The organism is Mesorhizobium sp. URHB0026 (assembly GCF_054059755.1).
Genome location: NZ_JBSSCN010000001.1, coordinates 4,126,057 through 4,145,892, shown reverse-complemented (window position 1 = coordinate 4,145,892; position 19,836 = coordinate 4,126,057). Strand labels below are relative to the sequence as shown.

At 61.7% G+C, this 19,836-nt stretch carries 22 protein-coding genes, 3 tRNA genes and 1 pseudogene; 12 read left to right on the top strand and 14 right to left on the bottom strand.

All coding sequences use genetic code 11. The features are described from left to right. Positions 1-54 precede the first annotated feature (54 nt). Together ACVWWD_RS20230 and ACVWWD_RS20225 are read right to left on the bottom strand one after the other, a co-directional pair. Positions 55-128, bottom strand: a tRNA-Gly gene (locus ACVWWD_RS20230). Positions 129-213: 85 nt separating this feature from the next. Next, positions 214-298, bottom strand: a tRNA-Tyr gene (locus ACVWWD_RS20225). Between the two features lie 200 nt (positions 299-498). Between ACVWWD_RS20225 and ACVWWD_RS20220 the strand changes: the two genes are divergently transcribed. Next, a complete protein-coding gene (locus ACVWWD_RS20220) occupies positions 499-1,347 on the top strand; it encodes a TrmH family RNA methyltransferase (RefSeq protein WP_352552245.1) in 849 nt (282 codons plus the stop codon). 122 nt (positions 1,348-1,469) lie between these two features. Here the strand turns inward: ACVWWD_RS20220 and ACVWWD_RS20215 are convergent. The 3 genes and pseudogenes from ACVWWD_RS20215 to gcl all read right to left on the bottom strand — a co-directional run. Beyond that, positions 1,470-2,384, bottom strand: a pseudogene (locus ACVWWD_RS20215) (2-hydroxy-3-oxopropionate reductase); the annotation flags it as partial. A gap of 206 nt (positions 2,385-2,590) precedes the next feature. Then, a complete protein-coding gene (otnI, locus tag ACVWWD_RS20210) occupies positions 2,591-3,388 on the bottom strand; it encodes a 2-oxo-tetronate isomerase (protein WP_352552248.1) in 798 nt (265 codons plus the stop codon). A 71-nt stretch (positions 3,389-3,459) separates the two neighbouring features. Next, a complete protein-coding gene (gene gcl / locus ACVWWD_RS20205) occupies positions 3,460-5,241 on the bottom strand; it encodes a glyoxylate carboligase (RefSeq protein WP_352552250.1) in 1,782 nt (593 codons plus the stop codon). 208 nt (positions 5,242-5,449) lie between these two features. Between gcl and bhcR the strand changes: the two genes are divergently transcribed. Then, the gene (bhcR, locus tag ACVWWD_RS20200) at positions 5,450-6,271 is read left to right on the top strand and encodes an HTH-type transcriptional regulator BhcR (protein ID WP_023773060.1); all 822 of its coding nucleotides are present in this window, start codon (positions 5,450-5,452) and stop codon (positions 6,269-6,271) included. A 99-nt stretch (positions 6,272-6,370) separates the two neighbouring features. Further along, positions 6,371-6,793, top strand: a complete 423-nt coding sequence (locus ACVWWD_RS20195) for a hypothetical protein (protein WP_023773061.1) — start codon at positions 6,371-6,373, stop codon at positions 6,791-6,793. A gap of 67 nt (positions 6,794-6,860) precedes the next feature. On the opposite strand, the gene ACVWWD_RS20190 is transcribed toward ACVWWD_RS20195, so the two are convergent. Then, positions 6,861-7,166 (bottom strand): BA14K family protein, encoded by a 306-nt coding sequence (locus ACVWWD_RS20190; RefSeq protein WP_023773062.1) that lies wholly within the window; start codon positions 7,164-7,166, stop codon positions 6,861-6,863. Between ACVWWD_RS20190 and ACVWWD_RS20185 the strand changes: the two genes are divergently transcribed. After that, positions 7,159-7,371, top strand: coding sequence for a hypothetical protein (locus ACVWWD_RS20185; protein ID WP_156939398.1), 213 nt, complete (start codon positions 7,159-7,161; stop codon positions 7,369-7,371). The genes ACVWWD_RS20190 and ACVWWD_RS20185 overlap by 8 nt on opposite strands. 89 nt (positions 7,372-7,460) lie before the next feature. Here the strand turns inward: ACVWWD_RS20185 and ACVWWD_RS20180 are convergent, their stop codons facing one another. Together ACVWWD_RS20180 and ACVWWD_RS20175 are read right to left on the bottom strand one after the other, a co-directional pair. Further along, complete coding sequence (locus ACVWWD_RS20180; protein ID WP_352552254.1) at positions 7,461-7,679, bottom strand: hypothetical protein; 219 nt, start codon at positions 7,677-7,679, stop codon at positions 7,461-7,463. Between the two features lie 186 nt (positions 7,680-7,865). Then, positions 7,866-8,033 (bottom strand): hypothetical protein, encoded by a 168-nt coding sequence (locus tag ACVWWD_RS20175; RefSeq protein ID WP_023773064.1) that lies wholly within the window; start codon positions 8,031-8,033, stop codon positions 7,866-7,868. Positions 8,034-8,186: 153 nt separating this feature from the next. Here ACVWWD_RS20175 and ACVWWD_RS20170 point away from each other — a divergent pair. Continuing rightward, positions 8,187-8,262: transfer RNA gene (locus tag ACVWWD_RS20170), tRNA-Thr, on the top strand. 101 nt (positions 8,263-8,363) lie between these two features. Here the strand turns inward: ACVWWD_RS20170 and ACVWWD_RS20165 are convergent. After that, positions 8,364-8,933 carry a DUF2569 family protein gene (locus tag ACVWWD_RS20165; RefSeq protein WP_023795140.1) on the bottom strand — a complete coding sequence of 190 codons (570 nt, stop codon included), beginning with the start codon at positions 8,931-8,933 and terminating at the stop codon, positions 8,364-8,366. A gap of 124 nt (positions 8,934-9,057) precedes the next feature. Continuing rightward, entirely contained in the window at positions 9,058-9,672 is a 615-nt protein-coding gene (locus tag ACVWWD_RS20160) for a TetR/AcrR family transcriptional regulator (protein WP_023773066.1), read from the bottom strand. Positions 9,673-9,762: 90 nt separating this feature from the next. On the opposite strand from ACVWWD_RS20160, the gene ACVWWD_RS20155 reads away from it, so the two are divergent. From ACVWWD_RS20155 to ACVWWD_RS20135, 5 genes are read left to right on the top strand one after another with little or no spacing between them, the layout of a single operon-like run. Then, positions 9,763-10,848, top strand: a complete 1,086-nt coding sequence (locus tag ACVWWD_RS20155; protein ID WP_352552258.1) for a polyamine ABC transporter substrate-binding protein — start codon at positions 9,763-9,765, stop codon at positions 10,846-10,848. A 12-nt stretch (positions 10,849-10,860) separates the two neighbouring features. Next, positions 10,861-11,721, top strand: coding sequence for an ABC transporter permease (locus tag ACVWWD_RS20150; RefSeq protein WP_352552260.1), 861 nt, complete (start codon positions 10,861-10,863; stop codon positions 11,719-11,721). Between the two features lie 2 nt (positions 11,722-11,723). Next, entirely contained in the window at positions 11,724-12,506 is a 783-nt protein-coding gene (locus ACVWWD_RS20145; RefSeq protein WP_352552262.1) for an ABC transporter permease, read from the top strand. After that, positions 12,503-13,567, top strand: a complete 1,065-nt coding sequence (locus ACVWWD_RS20140; protein WP_352552264.1) for an ABC transporter ATP-binding protein — start codon at positions 12,503-12,505, stop codon at positions 13,565-13,567. The genes ACVWWD_RS20145 and ACVWWD_RS20140 overlap by 4 nt, the downstream gene beginning before the upstream one ends. Positions 13,568-13,569: 2 nt before the next feature. Then, positions 13,570-14,370: an MBL fold metallo-hydrolase gene (locus tag ACVWWD_RS20135; RefSeq protein WP_352552266.1), complete on the top strand. Its 801-nt coding sequence runs from the start codon at positions 13,570-13,572 to the stop codon at positions 14,368-14,370. 183 nt (positions 14,371-14,553) lie between these two features. Here the strand turns inward: ACVWWD_RS20135 and ACVWWD_RS20130 are convergent, their stop codons facing one another. Then, positions 14,554-14,721 carry a hypothetical protein gene (locus tag ACVWWD_RS20130; protein WP_245273899.1) on the bottom strand — a complete coding sequence of 56 codons (168 nt, stop codon included), beginning with the start codon at positions 14,719-14,721 and terminating at the stop codon, positions 14,554-14,556. 357 nt (positions 14,722-15,078) lie between these two features. Here ACVWWD_RS20130 and ACVWWD_RS20125 point away from each other — a divergent pair, with 357 nt between their 5' ends. Then, positions 15,079-15,852 (top strand): NAD kinase, encoded by a 774-nt coding sequence (locus ACVWWD_RS20125; protein ID WP_023773072.1) that lies wholly within the window; start codon positions 15,079-15,081, stop codon positions 15,850-15,852. A gap of 192 nt (positions 15,853-16,044) precedes the next feature. Further along, positions 16,045-17,628, top strand: coding sequence for a DEAD/DEAH box helicase (locus ACVWWD_RS20120; RefSeq protein ID WP_031241235.1), 1,584 nt, complete (start codon positions 16,045-16,047; stop codon positions 17,626-17,628). A 145-nt stretch (positions 17,629-17,773) separates the two neighbouring features. Here ACVWWD_RS20120 and ACVWWD_RS20115 read toward each other — a convergent pair whose 3' ends face one another. The 3 genes from ACVWWD_RS20115 to ACVWWD_RS20105 form a co-directional block, all read right to left on the bottom strand. Then, positions 17,774-18,379 (bottom strand): hypothetical protein, encoded by a 606-nt coding sequence (locus ACVWWD_RS20115; protein WP_023773074.1) that lies wholly within the window; start codon positions 18,377-18,379, stop codon positions 17,774-17,776. 256 nt (positions 18,380-18,635) lie between these two features. After that, positions 18,636-19,286 carry an OmpA family protein gene (locus ACVWWD_RS20110; RefSeq protein WP_023773075.1) on the bottom strand — a complete coding sequence of 217 codons (651 nt, stop codon included), beginning with the start codon at positions 19,284-19,286 and terminating at the stop codon, positions 18,636-18,638. 133 nt (positions 19,287-19,419) lie between these two features. Next, a complete protein-coding gene (locus tag ACVWWD_RS20105) occupies positions 19,420-19,788 on the bottom strand; it encodes a GFA family protein (RefSeq protein WP_023773076.1) in 369 nt (122 codons plus the stop codon). Between the last annotated feature and the right edge of the window lie 48 nt (positions 19,789-19,836).

Below are 19,836 nucleotides of genomic sequence, written 5' to 3'. Positions count from 1 at the left end.
CGCTGCGCGCCTGCCGCGCGGTGTTTCGGCTTGCCGGTTGTGTCGCTGAAAATCTGGAGCGGGTAGCGGGAATCGAACCCGCATATTCAGCTTGGAAGGCTGCTGCTCTACCACTGAGCTATACCCGCACCTTGCACTGAAGTACCGGATTCACCCGAAAAGCGCCATGCCCTTTTCGGTCCGATCCTTACGTTCAGGCTTCCGGGCCGGCAGTGGTGGAGAGGGTTGGATTCGAACCAACGTAAGCTAAGCTAACGGATTTACAGTCCGTCCCCTTTAACCACTCGGGCACCTCTCCAGTCTGCCGCCGGAGCCATGCAACGAGGCATTCTTGCCGATCCGGACCCGAGATAGATGTCTTCTCCGAAACCAGCGAAGCGCCTTATGGCGGCAAGGCCATTGGGTGTCAACCGCGCGGCCACGGTTTTTCGATGTTGTTCGCCGACTGGGGCGACAGGGCATATCCTTGGCCGGAGGAGACGGCTATAGAAGCCGGCCATGAGCAACAATTCCAACACCCCCAAAGACACCCATTACGCCAAGCTGCGCCGCGCCTTTCGCGACGAGAAGAGCGGCGGCGCGCCGGCGTTCAAGCCACGGCAACCAGTGCCACCAGGCGAAAACGCAGCCGATGGGCTGGTGCGGCTCTATGGCCTGCATACGGTGCGCGCGGCACTCGACAATCCGCGCCGCCGGATCAAGAAAATACTGGTGACGCGCAATGCGGCCGAACGGCTCGAGATCGCCGATCTCGCCGCCCTGCCCTTCCAGGCTGAACTGGTCGAACCAAGGGACATCGACAAGATTACCGGATCGGACGCCGTGCACCAGGGGGTGCTGATCGAGGCCGAGGCGCTGAAGCCCAAGCGCCTCGACGCACTTGGCGACACAAGGCTGTTGCTGGTGCTCGACCAGGTCACCGACCCGCACAATGTCGGCGCCATCCTGCGTTCGGCGGTCGCTTTCGGCGCTGGCGCGCTGATCACCACGGCGCGCCACAGCCCGCAGGAGTCAGGCGTGCTGGCAAAATCCGCCTCCGGTGCGCTTGAGCATATCGATCAGGTCGAGGTGAAGAACCTCGCCGATGCGCTCGGCCAGTTGCACGAAGCGGGCTTCCAGACCATCGGGCTCGATTCGGACGGGCCGGCTGAGCTCGAAACCAGCTTTGCCGGCGACAGGATCGCTTTGGTGCTCGGCGCCGAGGGCAAGGGCCTGCGGCAGAAGACGCGCGAGACGGTGACGACGCTGGCCCGCCTCGACATGCCCGGCGCCATCCGCTCGCTCAATGTCTCGAACGCAGCGGCGGTGAGCCTTTATGCGGCGCGGGCATTTCTGAAGCGCGGCTGACAGGAAGCGGCAAGCGCCTCCCGCCAGAAATCAAAACGGGTCCCGGCGATGCTTGCCGGAACCCGTTGCTGTGTTAAGACAGAAGTTGACGGCTTGGGAACGTTGAGCCGCCCTCTTCCGACCTATGCCGCTTTGATTTCTTTTGCCTCCTTGCCGATTTCGAAATTCGCCATCCGCTCCAGCGCCCTGACCAGCGCGGAGTGATCTTCCTTCGCGCCGCCATTGGCGGCGCAGGAATTGAACAGTTGCTGGGTGGTCGAAGTGTTGGGCAGCGACACACCAAGCGCCTTTGCTCCCTCCAGCGCCAGGTTGAGGTCCTTCTGGTGCAGTTCGATGCGGAAGCCCGGCGCGAAGGTGCGCTTGACCATGCGCTCGCCATGCACTTCGAGAATGCGCGAGGCGGCCAGCCCGCCCATCAGCGCCTGCCTGACCTTGGCTGGGTCGGCCCCCGCTTTCGATGCAAAAACAAGCGCTTCGGCGACGGCTTCAATGGTCAGCGCGACGACGATCTGGTTGGCCACCTTGGTGGTCTGGCCGACACCATTGGGCCCCACCAAAGTGATGTTCTTGCCCATTTTCTCGAACACGGGTTTTGCGCGCTCGAAGGCTGGTTCCTCACCACCGACCATGATGGTGAGCGAAGCCGCCCTGGCGCCGACCTCGCCGCCGGAAACCGGCGCGTCGAGATAGTCGCAACCGAGATCGTTGATCGTTTTGGCGAATTCCTTGGTCTCGATCGGCGAGATCGAACTCATGTCGATCACCAGCTTGCCCTTTGTCAGTCCGGACGCGACGCCGTTGTCGCCGAACAGTACATCGGCCACCTGCGGGGTGTCGGGAACCATCAGGATGATGATCTCGGCGGCGCTCGCGACGGCGGCATGGCCGGCGACCGACTTCAGACCCTTGGCGACGAGATCGGCCGGTGGTCTTGAGCGGTGGTCGCTGGCGATGACGTTGTAGCCGGCCGCCAGCAGATGCCCCGCCATCGGCGCACCCATGATGCCCAGCCCGATGAAGCCGATAGTTTCCATGTGTGTTCTCCGTCCTTGTTAGGCCGCATTCTGTGGCGCCCCTTCTGGCCTGCCTGCCATCTTCGCCACAGGTGGGGAGATTGGCAGCTTCGGCGCGTCGCTCGCCCCTGCAACGTCGGAGGTTGGCGAAAGCCGTGATGCTTTTCGATCTCCCCTCGTGGGGAGATGGCCAGGGGGGCGCGAACGCGAGTTCTACGAAATTCCGACGGCTACGCCGCGGCACTTCCCTGCCCGGTCAGTTCCCTGAACCACCCCAGACCGGCTTCCGTCCCTGCCTTCGGCTTGTACTCCGCGCCAATCCAGCCGGAATAACCAATCCGGTCGATATGCTCGTAGAGGAAGGGATAGTTGATCTCGCCCGTCCCCGGCTCGTGACGGCCGGGATTGTCCGCAAGCTGGATATGCGCGATGCGGCCGAGGTTTGCCTCGATCTTACGGGCGAGATCCCCCTCCATGATCTGCATGTGGTAGATGTCATATTGCAGGTATAGGTTCTTCGAGCCGACGCGGTCGATCAGCGCCAGCGCCTGGTCGGAGTAGTTGAGGAAGAAGCCCGGGATATCGCGGGTGTTGATCGGCTCGATCAGCAGCTTGATGCCGGCTTGGTCGAGTTTCTCCGCCGCGAAAGCCAGGTTCTCGGCAAAGACATCCTCCAGCACCTTGCGGTCGACGTTGGCTGGCGCGATGCCTGCCAGGCAGTTGACCTGCTGGCAGCCCAGCGCCTGCGCATAGGTGATCGCCTTGGCAATGCCCTGGCGGAATTCCGGCACGCGGTCCGGCAGCACGGCGATGCCACGCTCGCCCCTGGCCCAGTCGCCCGCCGGCAGGTTGAACAGCACCTGTGTCAGGCCGTTCTTCTTCAGTCGGGCGGCCACCACCTCAGGCGCGTGATCGTAAGGGCCGATATATTCGACCCCCTTGAAGCCGGCGCGGGCGGCGGCATCGAAACGGTCGAGGAAATCATGCTCGCCAAAAAGCATCGACAGATTGGCTGAAAAACGCGGCATTCCTTTTCTCCCTGCAGCATCGGACCCAAAAGTGGAAACAGGTTTTGGGATAATCCGATGCTCAAACAAAATCAGTCGAGCATCACGATCGCGGTCGGCGCGTCTTCCTGGTGTTCGGCAAGGTCCTCGAATTCGGTGATCTTGTCGATCTCGGTCCCCATCGAGATGTTGGTGACCCGTTCGAGAATGAATTCGAGCACGACCGGAACCTGGTGTTCCTTCAGCAACCGCTGCGCTTGCTTGAAGGCGCCGGCGAATTCCTCCGGCTTGCGCACCCTGACCGCCTTGCATCCCATCGCCTCGGCGACCGCGACATGGTCGACGCCATAGCCCGCCTCCGGATCGTCGGCCCGGTTGATGTTCTCGAAGGCAAGGCTGACCTCATAGTCCATCGAAAAGCCGCGCTGCGCCTGGCGGATGAGGCCGAGATAGGCATTGTTCACGACGACGTGGATATAGGGCAGCTTGTGCTGCGCGCCGACCGCCAGTTCCTCGATCATGAACTGGAAATCATAGTCGCCCGACAGCGCCACGATGGTGCGCTCGGGATCGGCGGCGCGCACGCCGAGTGCGGCCGGCAAGGTCCAACCGAGCGGGCCGGCCTGGCCGCAATTGATCCAGTTGCGCGGCTTGTAGACATGCAGGAACTGCGCGCCGGCGATTTGCGACAGGCCGATGGTGGTGACATAGGTGACGTCACGGCCGAACGCCATGTTCATCTCCTCGTAGACACGCTGCGGCTTCAGCGGCACCTGTTCGAAATGGGTTTTGCGCTTCATCGTCTTCTTGCGGCCCTGGCATCCCCTAGCCCAGCTCGACCAGTCGCGCAGCCTGCCCGCCATCTTCCACTCGGTCGCGACATCGAGCAGCATCTTCAGTGCCGCCCCCGCATCCGAAACGACGCCGAGATCGGGGGCGAAGACACGGCCTATTTGAGTGGGCTCGATGTCGACATGGATGAATTTCTTGCCCTTGGTGTAGACATCAACCGAACCCGTGTGACGGTTGGCCCAGCGGTTGCCGATGCCGAAGACGAAATCGGCTTCCAGCATGGTGGCGTTGCCGTAGCGGTGCGAGGTCTGCAGCCCGCACATGCCGGCCATCAGCCGGTGATCGTCGGGAATCGCGCCCCAACCCATCAGCGTGGGAATGACCGGAACGCCCGTGATCTCGGCAAACTCGATCAACAGGTCGGACGCGTCGGCATTGATGATGCCGCCGCCGGCAACGATCAGCGGCTTCTCGGCCGCGTTGAGCATCGCCAGCGCCTTTTCGGCCTGGGCGCGCGTCATCGCCGGCTTGAATGGGGTCAGCGGTTCATAGGCATCGATGTCGAACTCGATCTCGGCCAGTTGGACGTCGACCGGCAGGTCGATCAGCACCGGACCCGGCCGCGACGAGCGCATCAAATGGAACGCTTTTTGCAGCGCCATCGGCACCAGATAGGGCTCCATCACCGTCACCGCCCATTTGGCGACGGGCGCAGCGATCGCGGCGATGTCGACAGCCTGGAAATCCTCCTTGTTCAGCCGCGCGCGCGGCGCCTGTCCGGTGATGCACAGGATCGGAATGGAATCGGCCGCGGCCGAATAGAGCCCGGTTATCATATCGGTGCCGGCCGGCCCCGACGTGCCGATGCAGAGGCCGATATTGCCCGCCTTGGCGCGGGTATAGCCCTCAGCCATATGCGAGGCGCCCTCGACGTGGCGGGCGAGGACATGGCGGATCGTGCCCCTCGCCTTCAATCCCGAGTACAGCGGATTGATCGCCGCACCCGGCACGCCGAAGGCACAGGAGACGCCTTCCTTTTCGAGAACGAGAACCGCGGCATCGACAGCACGCATCCTGGCCATTTCCAGCCTCCACGAAATCATTGTTGGATGGCTAAGGATGTCACCGGCTTTTTGGTTTTTCAATTTTTTCAAAATATTTTTTCATTTCTAGAAAGCGGCTTTGACCAACTGATATTGTTGCATCTTCCCTTTTCCAGGATTTGCACCGAGAATTTCATGAAAAACTTTTTCATTGCATCTTGGGAGAAACGGTCGAGAATGCCTGCCCATGGAAACGAGCGAAAAACGTCAGCGTGGCCGCCCGCGCGCCTTCAATGGTCCGGCCGAAGCTGCCTCGGTGCAGTCGCTCGACCGGGCCTTGCGTATCCTGGCCATTGTCGCGGAAGGCAGCGGCCTGTCGCTGAGCGAGATATCGGCGCAGAGCGGGCTTGCCGCCTCCACCGCCTACCGCATGCTGACAACACTCGAAAACCACGGCATGGTCGAATTCGATACATCGGACCAGCTCTGGTCGATCGGCGTCGAGACCTACCGCATGGGCGCGGCGTTCCTGCGCCGCCGCAAGCTGGTCGACCGCGCCCGCATCGTCATGCAGGAACTGATGGAGAAGACCGGCGAGACCGCCAATCTCGGCGTCGCCGAGGACGATTGCGTGGTCTTCGTCAACCAGGTCGAGACGCACCAGGCGATCCGCGCCTTCTTCCGGCCGGGCACGCGCAGCCCTTTCCATGCCTCGGGAATCGGCAAGGCGGTGCTGGCGCATCTCGAACCGGAGCGCGTCGGAACCATCCTACGCAAGGCGGGCCTGCAGCGCTATACCGACAAGACCCTTTCCGACATCTCCGCCCTCGCCCACGATCTGGCCGTCATCAAGCATCGCGGCTGGTCGGTCGACGACGAGGAGCGCCATCCCGGCATGCGATGCGTGGCCGCCGCCATCTTCAATGAGTATGGCGAGCCGATCGGCGGCGTTTCCGTGTCCGGGCCGACGGTGCGGGTCACGCCCGAGCGATTGGCCGAGATCGGCCCGCTGGTGCGCGACGCGGCGGCCGAAGTGACGAAAATGATCGGCGGCTCGAAGGCAGGCTGATCAAGGGATAGACTAGACGCGCCGAAAATCTGTATGCCGCCGGCTGCATGGGATCTGACCGTCTTGCCGTCGCGTTCGAATGCATGCGAAAGGGGGCGAATGAGGAAAGTGGTTCAGCTTCTGCTCGCCATTTCGCTGTGCGGATGCGTGGCCGTGGCACCACGATCCGATGCCGGCGACCAGCGGGTCAATCCCATTCCGATCTCACTCGCGCTGGAGGAGATCATCACGGGCGGTATCCGCCAAAGGCTGCCGGATTCGGCCTCCGCCAGGTTCGGGACCATGCTCGCAGGCGAGCGAACTCTTGATGGCCGCCAGGAGATCGTGGTCTGCGGCACCGTCAATGCCAAAACCTCGTCCGGCGTCGGCGACAAGCCGTTCATCGCCAAGGTCTACCCGGATGCTTCAAGCCGCTTTGAACTGGTCGCGATGGGCGACGAAACCGAGGCTGCCCGGCTTCAGATTGGCGGCACCTGCCGCGCGGCCGGTCTGCCGATCCCCGACCCGAAGATGCACCTCTAGAAAGACGGTCTTCAAACGACGAAGAGGGGCTGCCTCGCAACCCCTCTTTCCAGTCGCCCGTCGCCACTCAGAGCTGGCAGTAATGGCTGTAGCCGTCGCGGCCGATATAGGTGTCGGAGTCCGGGTCGTAGCTGGAGTAGCGATCGAAGCAGCGGCGGACGTGCCAGGAACCGCCATCTTCATCGACATAGACGGTGCGCGGCGGCTGCTGGGCAAGCAGGCTGCCGAGAACGAAACCGCCGACGCCGGCGGCGATGCCGATGCCGAGGCCGTGGTGATGCGAGTGGGCCGCCGAGGGCTGGACGGTGCCGACCAAAGCGGCGGCGGCGACGGTGGTGGCGATGAGGCCGGAAACGACTGTGCGCTTGAACATGATGATCTCCTTGCTTGGTTTGGAGAGGCGAGCCATCCGCCTCTTGATGATCTGTCGTTGCGGCAAGGAAAAAGGTTCGACGGGTTTTTTAATTTTTTTCGAAGTAGCAGGAATTCGCTGCCTAAAAGGCGCGGCGACCCTCGCCGGCGTTGATCATCCATTCCGGCGCTTCAGGCACCTTGCGCCGATCGGTCATCGTCCGTGACGGCGACAGGAGGCGCCGTATCAGTGAGACAAGGGCGGCCGAAGCCGCCCTATCCTGGATAGGTTTTCAATCAAGCCGCCAGGCTGCGCTCAATAGAGGATGATGTGGCGGTGGTGGTGACGATGATGGTGATGGCCATAGACCCACCAGTAATCGGGATAGTCCGGGTAATCCTGGTTGTAGAGGTAGTCGAAATGACGATGATGATGATGCATGCCATGAGCCGACGAGGACTGAACGGTGCCGGCGAGCGCGCCGGTTGCAACGACGATTGCGACGATGCCGGAAACGAAACTGCGCTTGAACATGATGACCTCCTGGATCTCTGATCGAGGCGACAATTCGCCTCCGAGGATCAGTCGGCGCGCCGCGGCAAAAGGTTCGACAGATCTGGAGATTTTTTGACGCACTGTTGGCGAAACCGAGTAGGCAGTACCGGCTCACGCCATGACCGGTAGCAATTACTCACTACTCACTACTCACTACTCACCCACTCAGCCCATGCCGGTGATATGCCGAAGCCAGAAGGCGAGCGCGATAAAGCCGATGATGGTGGTGACACCTGTCCAGTCGACATTGGCCTTCTTCACATCGCTGATGAGCTTCACCAGCAGCATCCACGCCACGACGACGATAGGGAGAATGACGACAAGCCTGATCATGCGACACTCCGTTCAGCGCATTGCACTTACCCTGATGTAAGAAGCGCGTTCCCAGATTTCAGCATGCGGCTATGGCATCATCCACCACAGCTGATGCCCAAAAACGGAGTTTTGTCTTTACTGGCGCAACAAATATGCTAACCGGAGCGCCGTGCCCTTGTAGCTCAGCTGGTAGAGCAGCGGTTTTGTAAACCGAAGGTCGGCGGTTCGATTCCGTCCGGGGGCACCACCCTACGCTCTTCGAGCTCCGGGTGGCGGCCACCCCGAGTCCCTTGACGCAGGAGTGTCCTCCGAAACCCCCGTGTGGGGCGATTACGATCGCCACAACCTCTACGAAGCGCTCGCGATCTGGGCCGACACGTTCGTCCTGGTGAACGTATTCCTCACCCTCACAGACTTATAGATATAAGCGGCCCAGATGCCGGTCACCACAAACGAAGCTATGGGTGTCGCCAGCGCGTCGCCTGCGAGCACCTCGTTCACCGGAACGCCCAGAATTGACGAAGTCCAGATCGTATCGAGGATAAACACAGCGGGAATTGCAATCCATTGGCAGAGAAACAATTGCGGGAATCGACGGCTTCGCCGCAGCATTGAAACCAGCACCACCAGCTGAAGCGCCAGAAACGCCAGATTGAGGGCAACCTCGCCGTACACAGCCAGAGAGCCGTTTGGGAGCGTCATGATTTTCTGGTAGCCGTCGGCGGAATTGGCGAAATGGGCGAGCGTGCGCAGCGGTGACAATGTCTGGCCGATAGCCAGCAGCATCAGCCAGCCACCGAAGCCCACAAGAACCTCAGGATTTTGTGACGGCTTCGCTGCCGACCGGACAGCAAAGACAACAGGCACGCCGATCAACAGCAGCACGATCGCCCAATGCCAGATAGAAAACGTCCCCATTTACACTTCTCCTTTTTATGCTCCTCTAGGTTGTATCAGATTTCAAATTCAACTCAAGGGCAATCATCGCGTAAGACGCCGTCCGATGCCGAAGCGACGACTTCTCCTGCCTACTCCTGACGCCTCACACTCCGATCGCCGCCACCAATATCCGGTTCTGTCGCCGTATCGCGGCCCTCAACTCCGGTATCCTGGCGTCGTCCCGCTTCACGAATTCGATGAACATCATGTTCATGTTGTTGAAGATCAGTTCGCCGAGCGCCGTGCCGTCGATATCCTGCCGCACAAGGCCGATCTCCTGCAACCGGGCGATCAGCGCGCGGATCTGTTCGGTAAGCGAGCGGTCGAGGCCAGTGTAGCTTTGGCCGAACGGGCTGTCGGGCAGTTGCGTCGATATCGCCATCGCCTGCCGCCACATCTCCTTGCTGAGATAGTTCAGCGAGTGCTCGATATAGATGCCGATCAGCGTGTCCAGCGCGTCGCCGACATTGGCGGGCGGCCGGGCGACCACGCCGCGCCCGGCATTGAGCACCTCGTTGACTTCCATCGAGACGATGGCGCCGAGAATGTCGCCTTTGTTCTGGTAGTAATTGTAGATGGTGCCAATCGAGACTTCGGCTTGCGCGGCGATCGTCTCGATCTTGGCGCCCTCGTAGCCGGCCTCGCGAAAAAGCGCCGCCGCCGACTCGATGATGCGGCGGTGACGATCCGCCTTTTGCCTTGCCCGCAATCCGCTCATATCAGCCTCTTGCCACGAAAACAGAATTGACTCAATTTTAGAATTGGTTCAATTTTTTGCAAGAAGCCACGAAGGCAAGGAGAACACTCGATGGCCCTCAAATCCAGGAATGCGCTTTCAATCCTGAAGCGCCAGCTGCACGCCGCGTCCGCCGCCACGGCATTGCTGCTTGCGGCGGGCAGCCTTGCCGACGCCGCCGATCTCAACGCGCTGATCTGGTGCGACCATTCCGATCCGGCGCTGCTGCAGCCTTTCGAGGAGGCCAACAACGTCAAGGTCAATGTCAAGGAATTCGAAGGCACCGGGGCTGGGCTGGCCATCGTCGAGCAGTCGCAGCCCGGCGACTGGGATGTGATGGTGATCGATAGCATCGACGTGCCGCGCGGCGTCGAGAAAGGCCTGTTCGAGCCGCTGCCGGAAGACAAGCTGCCGTTCGCCGACCTCTTCCCGCAGGTGAAGATGGACGGCTCGACCGTTGTCGGCGGCAAGCGCTACGGCATCACCGAAAAATTCGGCTACAACACGATCGGCTTCAACAAGACAAAGGTCGACCCGGCGGACATGCAATCCTTGGCGTCGCTGAGCGGCGACAAATACAAGGGCAAGGTCGCCATCTACGATTATTATCTCCCCGTCATCGGCATGGCGGCATTGGCCATCGGCAAGAAGACGGCCGATCTCACCGATGCCGACCTGCCCGCGCTCAAGGAAGAGCTGCTCAAGATGAAGGCCAATGCCAAGCTGGTCGGTGAAGTCACAGCCAGCCAGACCGCGCTGGCGACCGGCGAGGTCGACATATTGGTCGGCGGCGGCGAATGGGTGACGGCGGGGCTGGCCAAGGAAAACCCGGCGCTGGACTTCTCCATTCCGAAAGAAGGTGCGGTGCTGTGGTCGCAGTCGCTCGCCATGTTCAAGGATTCCAAGAACAAGGACATGGCGCTGAAATTCATCCAGTACATACTGAGCCCCGAAGGCCAGGCACGGCTCGCCACCTCGTCGTGTTACTGGGGCATGCCGTCCAACACCAAGGCCGCATTGACCGATGACCAGAAAAAGGTCCTGCGTTTCGACGAGCAGCCCGGCTTCCTCGCCCGTGCGCAGGCCTATCCGTCGCCGAATGCCGACCTCGACAAGAAGATGCAGGATATGTGGACCGAAATGCTGCAGGCCAAGTGAGCCGATACGCTGATGAGCGCTGCGGGAAACAGTGAGGGCGCGCGGACAGGCCTTGCCCTTCCCTGGGCGCTGGTCACGCCGGCACTCGGCTGGACGCTTCTCTTCTTCGTGCTGCCTTTCGTCGCCATGGGGCTTTCGAGCTTCACCGCGCAGGAGGGCGGCGGGGGCACCCTGTCCAACTACAGCCAATTCTTCACCAACCCCGCCTACTGGCAGGCGATGGTGAACTCGCTGCAGGTGACGGCGATCGTCACCGTGGTTTCCGTGTTGCTTGCCTATCCCTTCGCCTGGATTCTGGCCGAACAGGTTCCTGAACGCTGGCAGCGGCTGGCGCTGATGCTGGCCGTGCTACCGTTCTGGACCTCCTATGTCGTGCGCTCCTACTCCTGGCTGCTGGTGCTGGCGCGGAACGGCGTCATCAACCGGGCGCTGACTGGCATCGGTATGGTCTCCGAACCGCTGCAGCTCGCCAATACGCGCCTGGCCACCGTCACCGGCTTCGTGCATTTCTTCGTCATGCTTTTGACGCTGACCATCTTCGCCAATCTGAAGCAACTCAGCCCCAGTTACCGCAAGGCCGCCGCAGATCTCGGCGCCGGACCCGTGCGCACCTTCCTGCATGTCATCCTGCCATTGACCTTGCCCGGCATCATGGTCGGCGCTTTTCTCACTTTCGTGCTGTGCATCGGCGACTACATCACGCCGCAGATCCTCGGCGGGAACAACGAGCTTCTGATGCCGCAGTTGGTGATGATGCAGATTGGCCGGCGCGGCGATTTTCCATTGGCCTCGGCGCTGTCGATCATCCTGATGGCGGTCGTGACCATCGCCTACCTCGCCTGCGCCCGCTGGCTGAAGATCGAGCGGACCTGATCATGCGCAGCATTGCCCGCATCGCTTCCTGGATTTACGCGCTTGCCGTCTACGGCTTCATCTTCCTGCCGGTCGTCGTGCTGGTGCTGTTCTCGCTCCAGTCGACGTCCTTCCCCATTCCCCCGTTCACAGGCCCGTCGCTGCGCTGGTACGAGGCGGTTCTTTCCGATAGCCGGCTGACCTCGGCGCTGGTCAATTCGCTGCTGGTCGCGGTGCTTTCCTCGGCTGCAGCGGTCGTGCTCGGCTTCCTGTCGGCCTGGGGGTTCGCGCGCTTCGTCCTGCCAGGCTCGGGCCTGCTGCGTGGGTTGATCACCTTGCCGCTCACCGTCAGCTATCTCATCATCGGCATGGGGCTGCTGGTGCTGTTCAACTGGGCCGGCGTGCCGAAATCGCTGCTTGCCGCAGGCATCGGCCATGTCGTGATCAACCTGCCGCTGTGCTTCGCCATCATCTACAGCCAGTTGGGCGACCACCAGATCAACATCGAGCGCGCCGCGCGCGACCTCGGCGCGCCGGAATGGAAGGTGCTGCTGTTGATCACCGTGCCAGTCATGGCGCCGGCCATTTTCGCCGGCTTCTTCCTGTCGATGACCTTCTCCTGGGACGAGTTCGTGATCTCCTTCCTGCTGACGCGCTTCGAGACCACGCTGCCGGTGGAGATCTGGAACCTGCTGCGCTCCGGCCTCAACCCCAAGACCAACGCGGTCGGGTCGCTGGTCTTTGCCGTCTCGATCGTGCTGGTGGTTTTTTTCGAACTGACCTTGCTGCGGAGAAAGCCGGCATGAATTCGCTCCTGGTCGATATCCGCGACGTCTCGCACCGCTTCGGCCAACATCCCGTGCTGAAGAATATCTCGCTGACGATAGCCGCCGGCAGCTATACGATCCTGCTTGGACCATCCGGTTCCGGCAAGACGACGCTGCTCTCCATTCTCGGTGGTTTTGTCAATCCGAGCGAAGGCAAGGTTCTCATCCGCGGTCAGGACTGCACCTCGGTGCCGCCGGCCAAACGCCCGACGACGACAGTGTTCCAGGATTATGCGCTGTTCCCGCATATGAGCGTCGGCGGCAATGTCGGTTTCGGCCTGCGCATGCAAGGTATCGACGGCGCGACGCGGGCGGCAAAAGCGCGCGAAGCCCTGGCCCTAGTGGGTCTCGCCGCCGCCTTCGACAAGAAGCCGCACCAGCTTTCCGGTGGCCAGCGCCAGCGCGTCGCCCTGGCGCGCGCGCTGGTGATCGAGCCGGCGGTGCTTCTGCTCGATGAGCCGCTCGGTGCGCTCGACCTGAAACTGCGCCGCCAGATGCAGGACGAATTGAAGGCGATCCAGAAGCGGGTCGGCACCGCCTTCATCCATGTCACTCATGACCAGGAAGAAGCGATGGCGCTGGCCGACCATTGCGTGGTGATGAATGACGGCCGCATCGAGGACGAGGGGCCGCCCGAGCGCGTCTATGCGAGGCCGGCGACGCGTTTTTCCGCAACGTTCATGGGCGAGAGCACGATCCTTGCCGGCACTGTCATCGAGACCATGGACATGACGAGCATCGTCACGACACCGGTCGGACCGGTTTCCTTATCCAGTGTCTTGCCGTTGGGGTCTACCGCCACACTGGCGATACGCCCTGAGCACCTTGTGCTTGGCGCTGTGTCGGCTGGCACGAAGCTCGGCAAGGCTGATGTGAGCGACGTCGTTTTCCAGGGTAGTTTCAAGCGCGTGCTGGCGACCTCCGTCGAAGAGCCCTCCCTGCGGTTTGTCGCCAAGCTGCCGGCAACCGCCATCGTCCATGCGGGCGACAGGGTCGCGATTTCGTGTGATACCGACCAGATCATCGTGCTGACGGATTGAACATGAGTAAGCTTGCGGTCATCGAGGCACCGGACTGGTACGAAACAATCCGCATGGGCGACGGCATCACGCTGATCCACGAGCCATGGATAAAACCGTTCTTCCGCTGCAATATGTGGCATGTGCGCGGACGCGACCGCGATCTCCTGTTGGACACCGGCCTCGGTCATTTCAGCCTGCGCACCCATGTGTCCCTGGTGAGCGAACGCAAGCTGACCTGCGTTGCCAGCCACACGCATTTCGACCATATCGGCTGCCACCATGAGTTTTCCGATCGCTGCGTGCATTCGGCCGAAGCGGCAATCCTGGCCGATCCGCGCAACGAATGGACCGCTGCCGGCACCTATGCGACAGAAGAGATGTTCGATGGCTTGCCGCGAGGCTGGGACACGGCGCGCTATCGCATCCAGCCCGCGCCGACCGACCGTATGCTCGCGCATGGCGACATCATCGATCTCGGCGACCGGGCTTTCGAGGTCGTCCACACGCCAGGCCATTCGCCGGGCGGCATTGCGCTCTACGAGAAGAAGACCGGCATCCTGCTGTCCGGCGACATCATCTATGATGGCCCGCTGATCGACGATGTCTACCACTCGGACATACCAGATTACATGGCGACGCTGCTCGCCATGCGCGATCTCGACGTCTCGGTCGTCCATGGCGGCCATTTCCCGAGTTTCGGCAAAGTGCGCTATCGCCAGCTGATCGACGAATATCTGGCGCAGAAGCGACAGGCCGGCTGCCATCTGCGGCAGGCCGGAAGCGTCGCCGACAACCACTCTTCCTCGTCGCCGCGCGGTTGAAAGCGCTCTTCCAGGCCGACAATGTCCGAGCCGAAAAAACCGATTGCGTTGATCGAAAAGCAGGACGCCTGGTCTCCCGGTCCGGCACGCGAAAGTCTTCCACTCCAGAACGCCGCCGGTCAATTCGGCGCATGCTCGTTCCCAGGAAAGGAGGGAACAGAATCGGATTTCAGATCCGAAGCCCTACAGCGCCCTTTGCGGGCAAGGCATGCCGGCGGCATCGCCGCAACGTGACGCCGTGGGGATCGGCCTGGCGCTCATTTCTTCCGACTGGCGCACCAGTTCGGCGAAGACAAGCGCGAAACTTCCCAGCATGACAAAGACGATGATCAGGCGTGCTACCGGCAACATGTCGGCCTCGTCTGGCTGGCGCATATCCCCTGGCATCGGAAACCGCGGGATCGCGCACACAAATCTGAACTGCCGCAGCGTCCATTGCGTCCCAAAGGACAAGGTGATGCTGCGGGCGCCCCACGCCACCCATGCCGGCTAACATGATCGATCCGGCTTTACGAGACCTTAAGCCCGGCCTTAACCATCACATTCGCTCGCGCCATGACATCAACCGCGAGCGGCTGGTGCGGCGGCCCTGCCGCACCCTCGCCTCATGGGCTGACATAGGCTCTCTTTGCAGACCTGCCTGCCCATGCTACCCCGGCGCTGGCGCGCCAGAACCTGCCGGCGCCAATTGGTCGCGATCGGGGAACCATGAGCACAGCCACCAGCAGCATTGCCTTCGTCTCGTCCGACACAACAGACGCCAAGGCGGCGCTGGACAGCCTGTCGGCACGCTACGGCCAATGTTCGGTCGCCGAGGCGACCGTCGTGGTGGCGCTGGGCGGCGACGGCTTTCTGCTGCAAACCTTGCGCGACACGATGGGTACGGGAAAAAAGGTCTACGGCATGAACCGTGGCACCATCGGCTTCCTGATGAATGAGTACCGGTCCGGGGGACTCACCGAGCGCATCGCTGCCGCGGTCGCCGAAACGATCCGCCCGCTGGAGATGCTGGCGACCACCTCGGATGGCGAACACGTCACGGCACTGGCGATCAACGAAGTCGCGCTGTGGCGCCAATCCTATCAGACGGCCAAGATCCGCATCAGCATCGATGACCAGATACGGCTGGAGGAACTGAACTGCGACGGCGTCATGATCGCGACGCCGGCCGGATCGACCGCGTATAATCTTTCGGCCCACGGCCCGATCCTGCCTCTCGACGCGCCGCTTTTAGCTCTCACGCCGGTCAGCCCGTTTCGTCCGCGACGCTGGCGCGGCGCATTGCTCTCCAACAAGGCGACCGTGCGCTTCGACATTCTGGAGTCGGAAAAGCGGCCGGTGAACGCGGCCGCCGACCACACGGAGGTCAAGGCGGTGACCTCGGTCACGGTGCGGGAATCGCCAACGGCCACCGCGACTCTGCTGTTCGATCCCAACCACTCTTGGAACGAACGCATCCTGGCCGAACAGTTCCGTTACTGAGCCGGCACAGGGATACGAGGCCGGATTGAGCATCGCGATTAAGGTTACAACTTCACAATCGTGCCAATCCTGCCCGTTTCTGTTGACAAATCGCGGGCTTGCGCCTAATCGCAATACCAATCTTGCAGGCGCGTGGCGCTTGCCGCGACGAATGACGTTGCGCTTCCCCGAACCAGCCAAAGACAGCAACACTTGTCCTCAGACACGACGATCGCTCAAGAAGCGTTGACCTTTTCAGACCTCGGCCTGTCGCCGAAGGTGCTTTCCGCAGTCACCGATGCCGGCTATCTCCAGCCGACGCCGATCCAGGCTGGTGCGATCCCGCACGCCTTGCTCGGAAAGGACGTGCTGGGCATTGCCCAGACCGGCACCGGCAAGACCGCGTCCTTCGTGCTGCCGATGCTGACCCGGCTGGAAAAAGGCCGTGCCCGCGCCCGCATGCCACGCACGCTGATCCTGGAGCCGACGCGTGAGCTTGCCGCGCAGGTCGAGGAAAACTTCGTCAAATACGGCAAGAACCACAAGCTCAACATCGCGCTGCTGATCGGCGGGGTGTCGTTCGACGAACAGGACAAAAAGCTGGAGCGCGGCGCCGATGTGCTGATCGCTACGCCTGGCCGTCTGCTCGACCACCGCGAGCGCGGCAAGCTGCTGCTCAACGGTGTCGAGATCCTCGTCATCGACGAGGCGGACCGCATGCTCGACATGGGTTTCATTCCCGATATCGAGCGGATCTGCGAGATGATCCCGTTCACCCGGCAGACGCTGTTCTTCTCGGCGACCATGCCGCCAGAGATCACCAAGCTGACGGAAAAATTCCTGCATGCGCCGGTGCGCGTCGAGGTCTCCAAGGCCGCTTCGGCGGCCACCAACATCATCCAGCGGTTGGTCAAATCGGGCTCGAAGCCTTGGGACAAGCGTGAAACGCTGCGAAACCTGATCAAAGCCGAGGATGCGGAGCTGAAGAACGCGATCATCTTCTGCAACCGCAAGATCGAGGTTTCGGAGCTGTTCCGCTCGCTGCTGAAATATGATTTCGATGCCGGTGCGCTGCATGGCGACATGGATCAGCGCGCGCGCATGCAGATGCTGGCCAATTTCCGTGACGGCAAGCTGCGCTATCTCGTCGCCTCGGATGTCGCCGCGCGCGGCCTCGACATTCCCGATGTCAGCCATGTCTTCAACTACGACGTGCCGATCCATGCAGAGGACTATGTCCACCGCATCGGCCGCACCGGTCGTGCCGGACGCTCGGGCAAGTCCTTCACCATCGCGACCAAGTCCGACACCAAATATATCGACGCCATCGAACGGCTGATCGGGACCAAGATCGAGTGGCATGACGGCGACCTGTCGACGGTGGTTGCCAGCGAAGGCGAGGACGATGCTCCGCGCCGCGGCAAAGGCGCGCCGCGCCGCGCCGGCCGCAAGGACGAGGACCGCAACGACAGAGGCGGGCGCAAGAAGGGCGGCGAGCGTCGCGGCGGACACAGCGAGGAAGATGCCTCGGCCGTGGCTGCTCAACCGCAGGAGCAGCCCGATGTAGCGGAGACGGCCGATGTCGTCGAACGGCGCGCGCGCAAGGATGCAATCCGCTCGGAAAACACCGATCGCAAATCGTCAGACCGCAATGAGCCGCGCGCCCCTGAGCGCGGTGACACCAGGCCGCAGCGCAGCAACAGCCGCCCTGCCCGCCACCATCAGGAAGACAACGACGCCACAGTCGGCTTCGGCGACGACATGCCGGCCTTCATGCGCATCGTCGCCAAGGTCTGATTCCAGCCAGCAAGGCGCCTGGCCGGCTTGCCTTCCTTTGCCCGGCAGCCGAAAGCATTCGAGGAAAAGGCGCATAGCGCTCTTCCTCGCGAATTGCGGAAACGAAGACGTGGGGCGATTCAGGCGAGCGCTGGTCCGCTCCAGTTCACATCGGCCCGGGCATCATCTTGGTCGGTTTTTCCAGCATAGGAAACTCGGCCCTGTTGCATTTCACCTTCGGGTTCGTCGGACTGAACATGCCGTTCGGGTTGTCATCGAGCCAGGCATGAAGATCGTAGTGGACGAACTCCTTCGGGATGAGCGGGTAGTGTCCTTCCATCGGGCCCATGAAGGTTTGACCAAATAGCTTCGGCGGCGCCTTGATGTCCGGGGTTAGCGGCACCAGCCATTCCACGCCGACCAACTTCAGGCCTTTCTTGGTCGGCTCGTAGATCAGGACGTTGGGCTTCATCGGGTCCAGTTTCTGGCCGACGCTTGGAACGTTGACGAAATGGATGCCCATGGCGCCTTTCGGATAGTCCATGGAGCCGGGTATCTTTTCTCCGCTGTAGTAGACGCAGCCGACCGTCGAGAGATAGAGATCGCGGACGGCGGCGGTGTAGTCCTGATATTTGGCGAGCGATTTTTTCAACGCGTCGATGTCGGCCTTGTTGGCGTCCTCGGCATGAGCCGTGGCGAGGCCCAACCATGCACCTACAACACCTGTTAAAGCGAGGACGCCGCAGCGCCCAAGGCTGGCTGTTCTTGTCATGCATTCCTCCCAGATTTCATGATCTGGCCGTGCAAGAGCGAGGCGGCGGCAAAGACGTCGATTGCGCGGCCGATTAAACCGCCCCATCCCCTTTGGAACGCGGCAATGCTAATCCTTTCCACGGCTTCGGAAAAGAACTTATTAGATCTTGCTAATTTTATTTCACTGCTGTCACGAGACTGGGAACGCCAATATACGCCTGGACGAAAACGGCCCCCATTGGAGGCCGTTTTAGCGTCACAAGCACAATTCAGCTTTAGGTGAGCGGCGAAAGCTGGATCTCGACGCGTCGGTTCTGGGCCCGGCCCTCGGCCGTGGCATTGGAGGCGACGGGCCTGGTCTTGCCAAATCCGGTGACGGCGAAGCGGCGCTGATCGACGCCCTGGCCGGAGAGATAATTGGCGACCGCCAGTGCACGGCGCTGCGACAGGTCGAAATTGTGCTGGTCGCCACCGGTCGAATCGGTGTGGCCGAAAACGTCGACCGTGGTCTGCTTGAACTTCTTCAGCACCAGCGCCACCGAATTCAGCACCTGGTAGAAGCCGGGCTTCACCGCGTCCTGGTCGGTGTTGAAGGTGATGTCGGACGGCATGTTGAGGATGATCTGGTCGCCGCTGCGGGTGACGCTGACGCCGCTGCCCTCGAGCTGCCGGCGCAGTTCGGCCTCGTTCTGGTCCATCGTGGCGCCGATGGCGCCGCCGGCCAGCGCGCCGATGCCGGCGCCGATCAAGGCATTGCGGCGGTCATTGCCGCCGGCAAGCAGACCAAGGCTGGCACCGGCCAGAGCGCCGAGGCCCGCGCCCGCCGCCGTGTTGGAAATCTTCTGGTCGCCCGTATACGGGTCGGTGGTGGTGCACGCGGTCACGAGCAGAGCCGTCGCCATAACGACGAGCACGGTCTTCTTCATAGGATGGTCCCTCTCCAAGTCACGCCTTACGATGACGCCAAATCAGCCCTTGCCGCGACTTGTACCATGAAATGCGGCGAAAAACGGAACGGGAAAAGCGCCTGCCAATTATCCAGTTGGCCGCCTGGTGTGGCTACCAGAGATTCTTGCCGTCAATGACCACCACTTCGACCTTGTCGAGATCGAAGTCATCGAACAGCCGCGCGTTGACGCTGATCTTCGGATTGTCGAAATCCGGCTCGCCGGTCGACCAGTCCGGCGTTTCAGTGAAGGTGCCGCAGCCGCAGGTTGCGCAAAAACCATGCTTTACGGTTTTTGAGCCCCACTGATAAAAGGAAACATTCTTCAGCGGCGTGACGAGCTTGAACTGCGATGGGGTATAGTAGGCCCAAAGCGAGCCGCGTTTCGAGCAGAACGAACAGGTACATTGCGTCACCGTCTGGGGCGCTTCCGACATCTCGAACATCGTCGCCTTGCAGTGACAGCTTCCCTTGATGGCCATGAATATCACCTCTCCATTATCCGCCGCCCAAGCGGCAAGGCACCATAA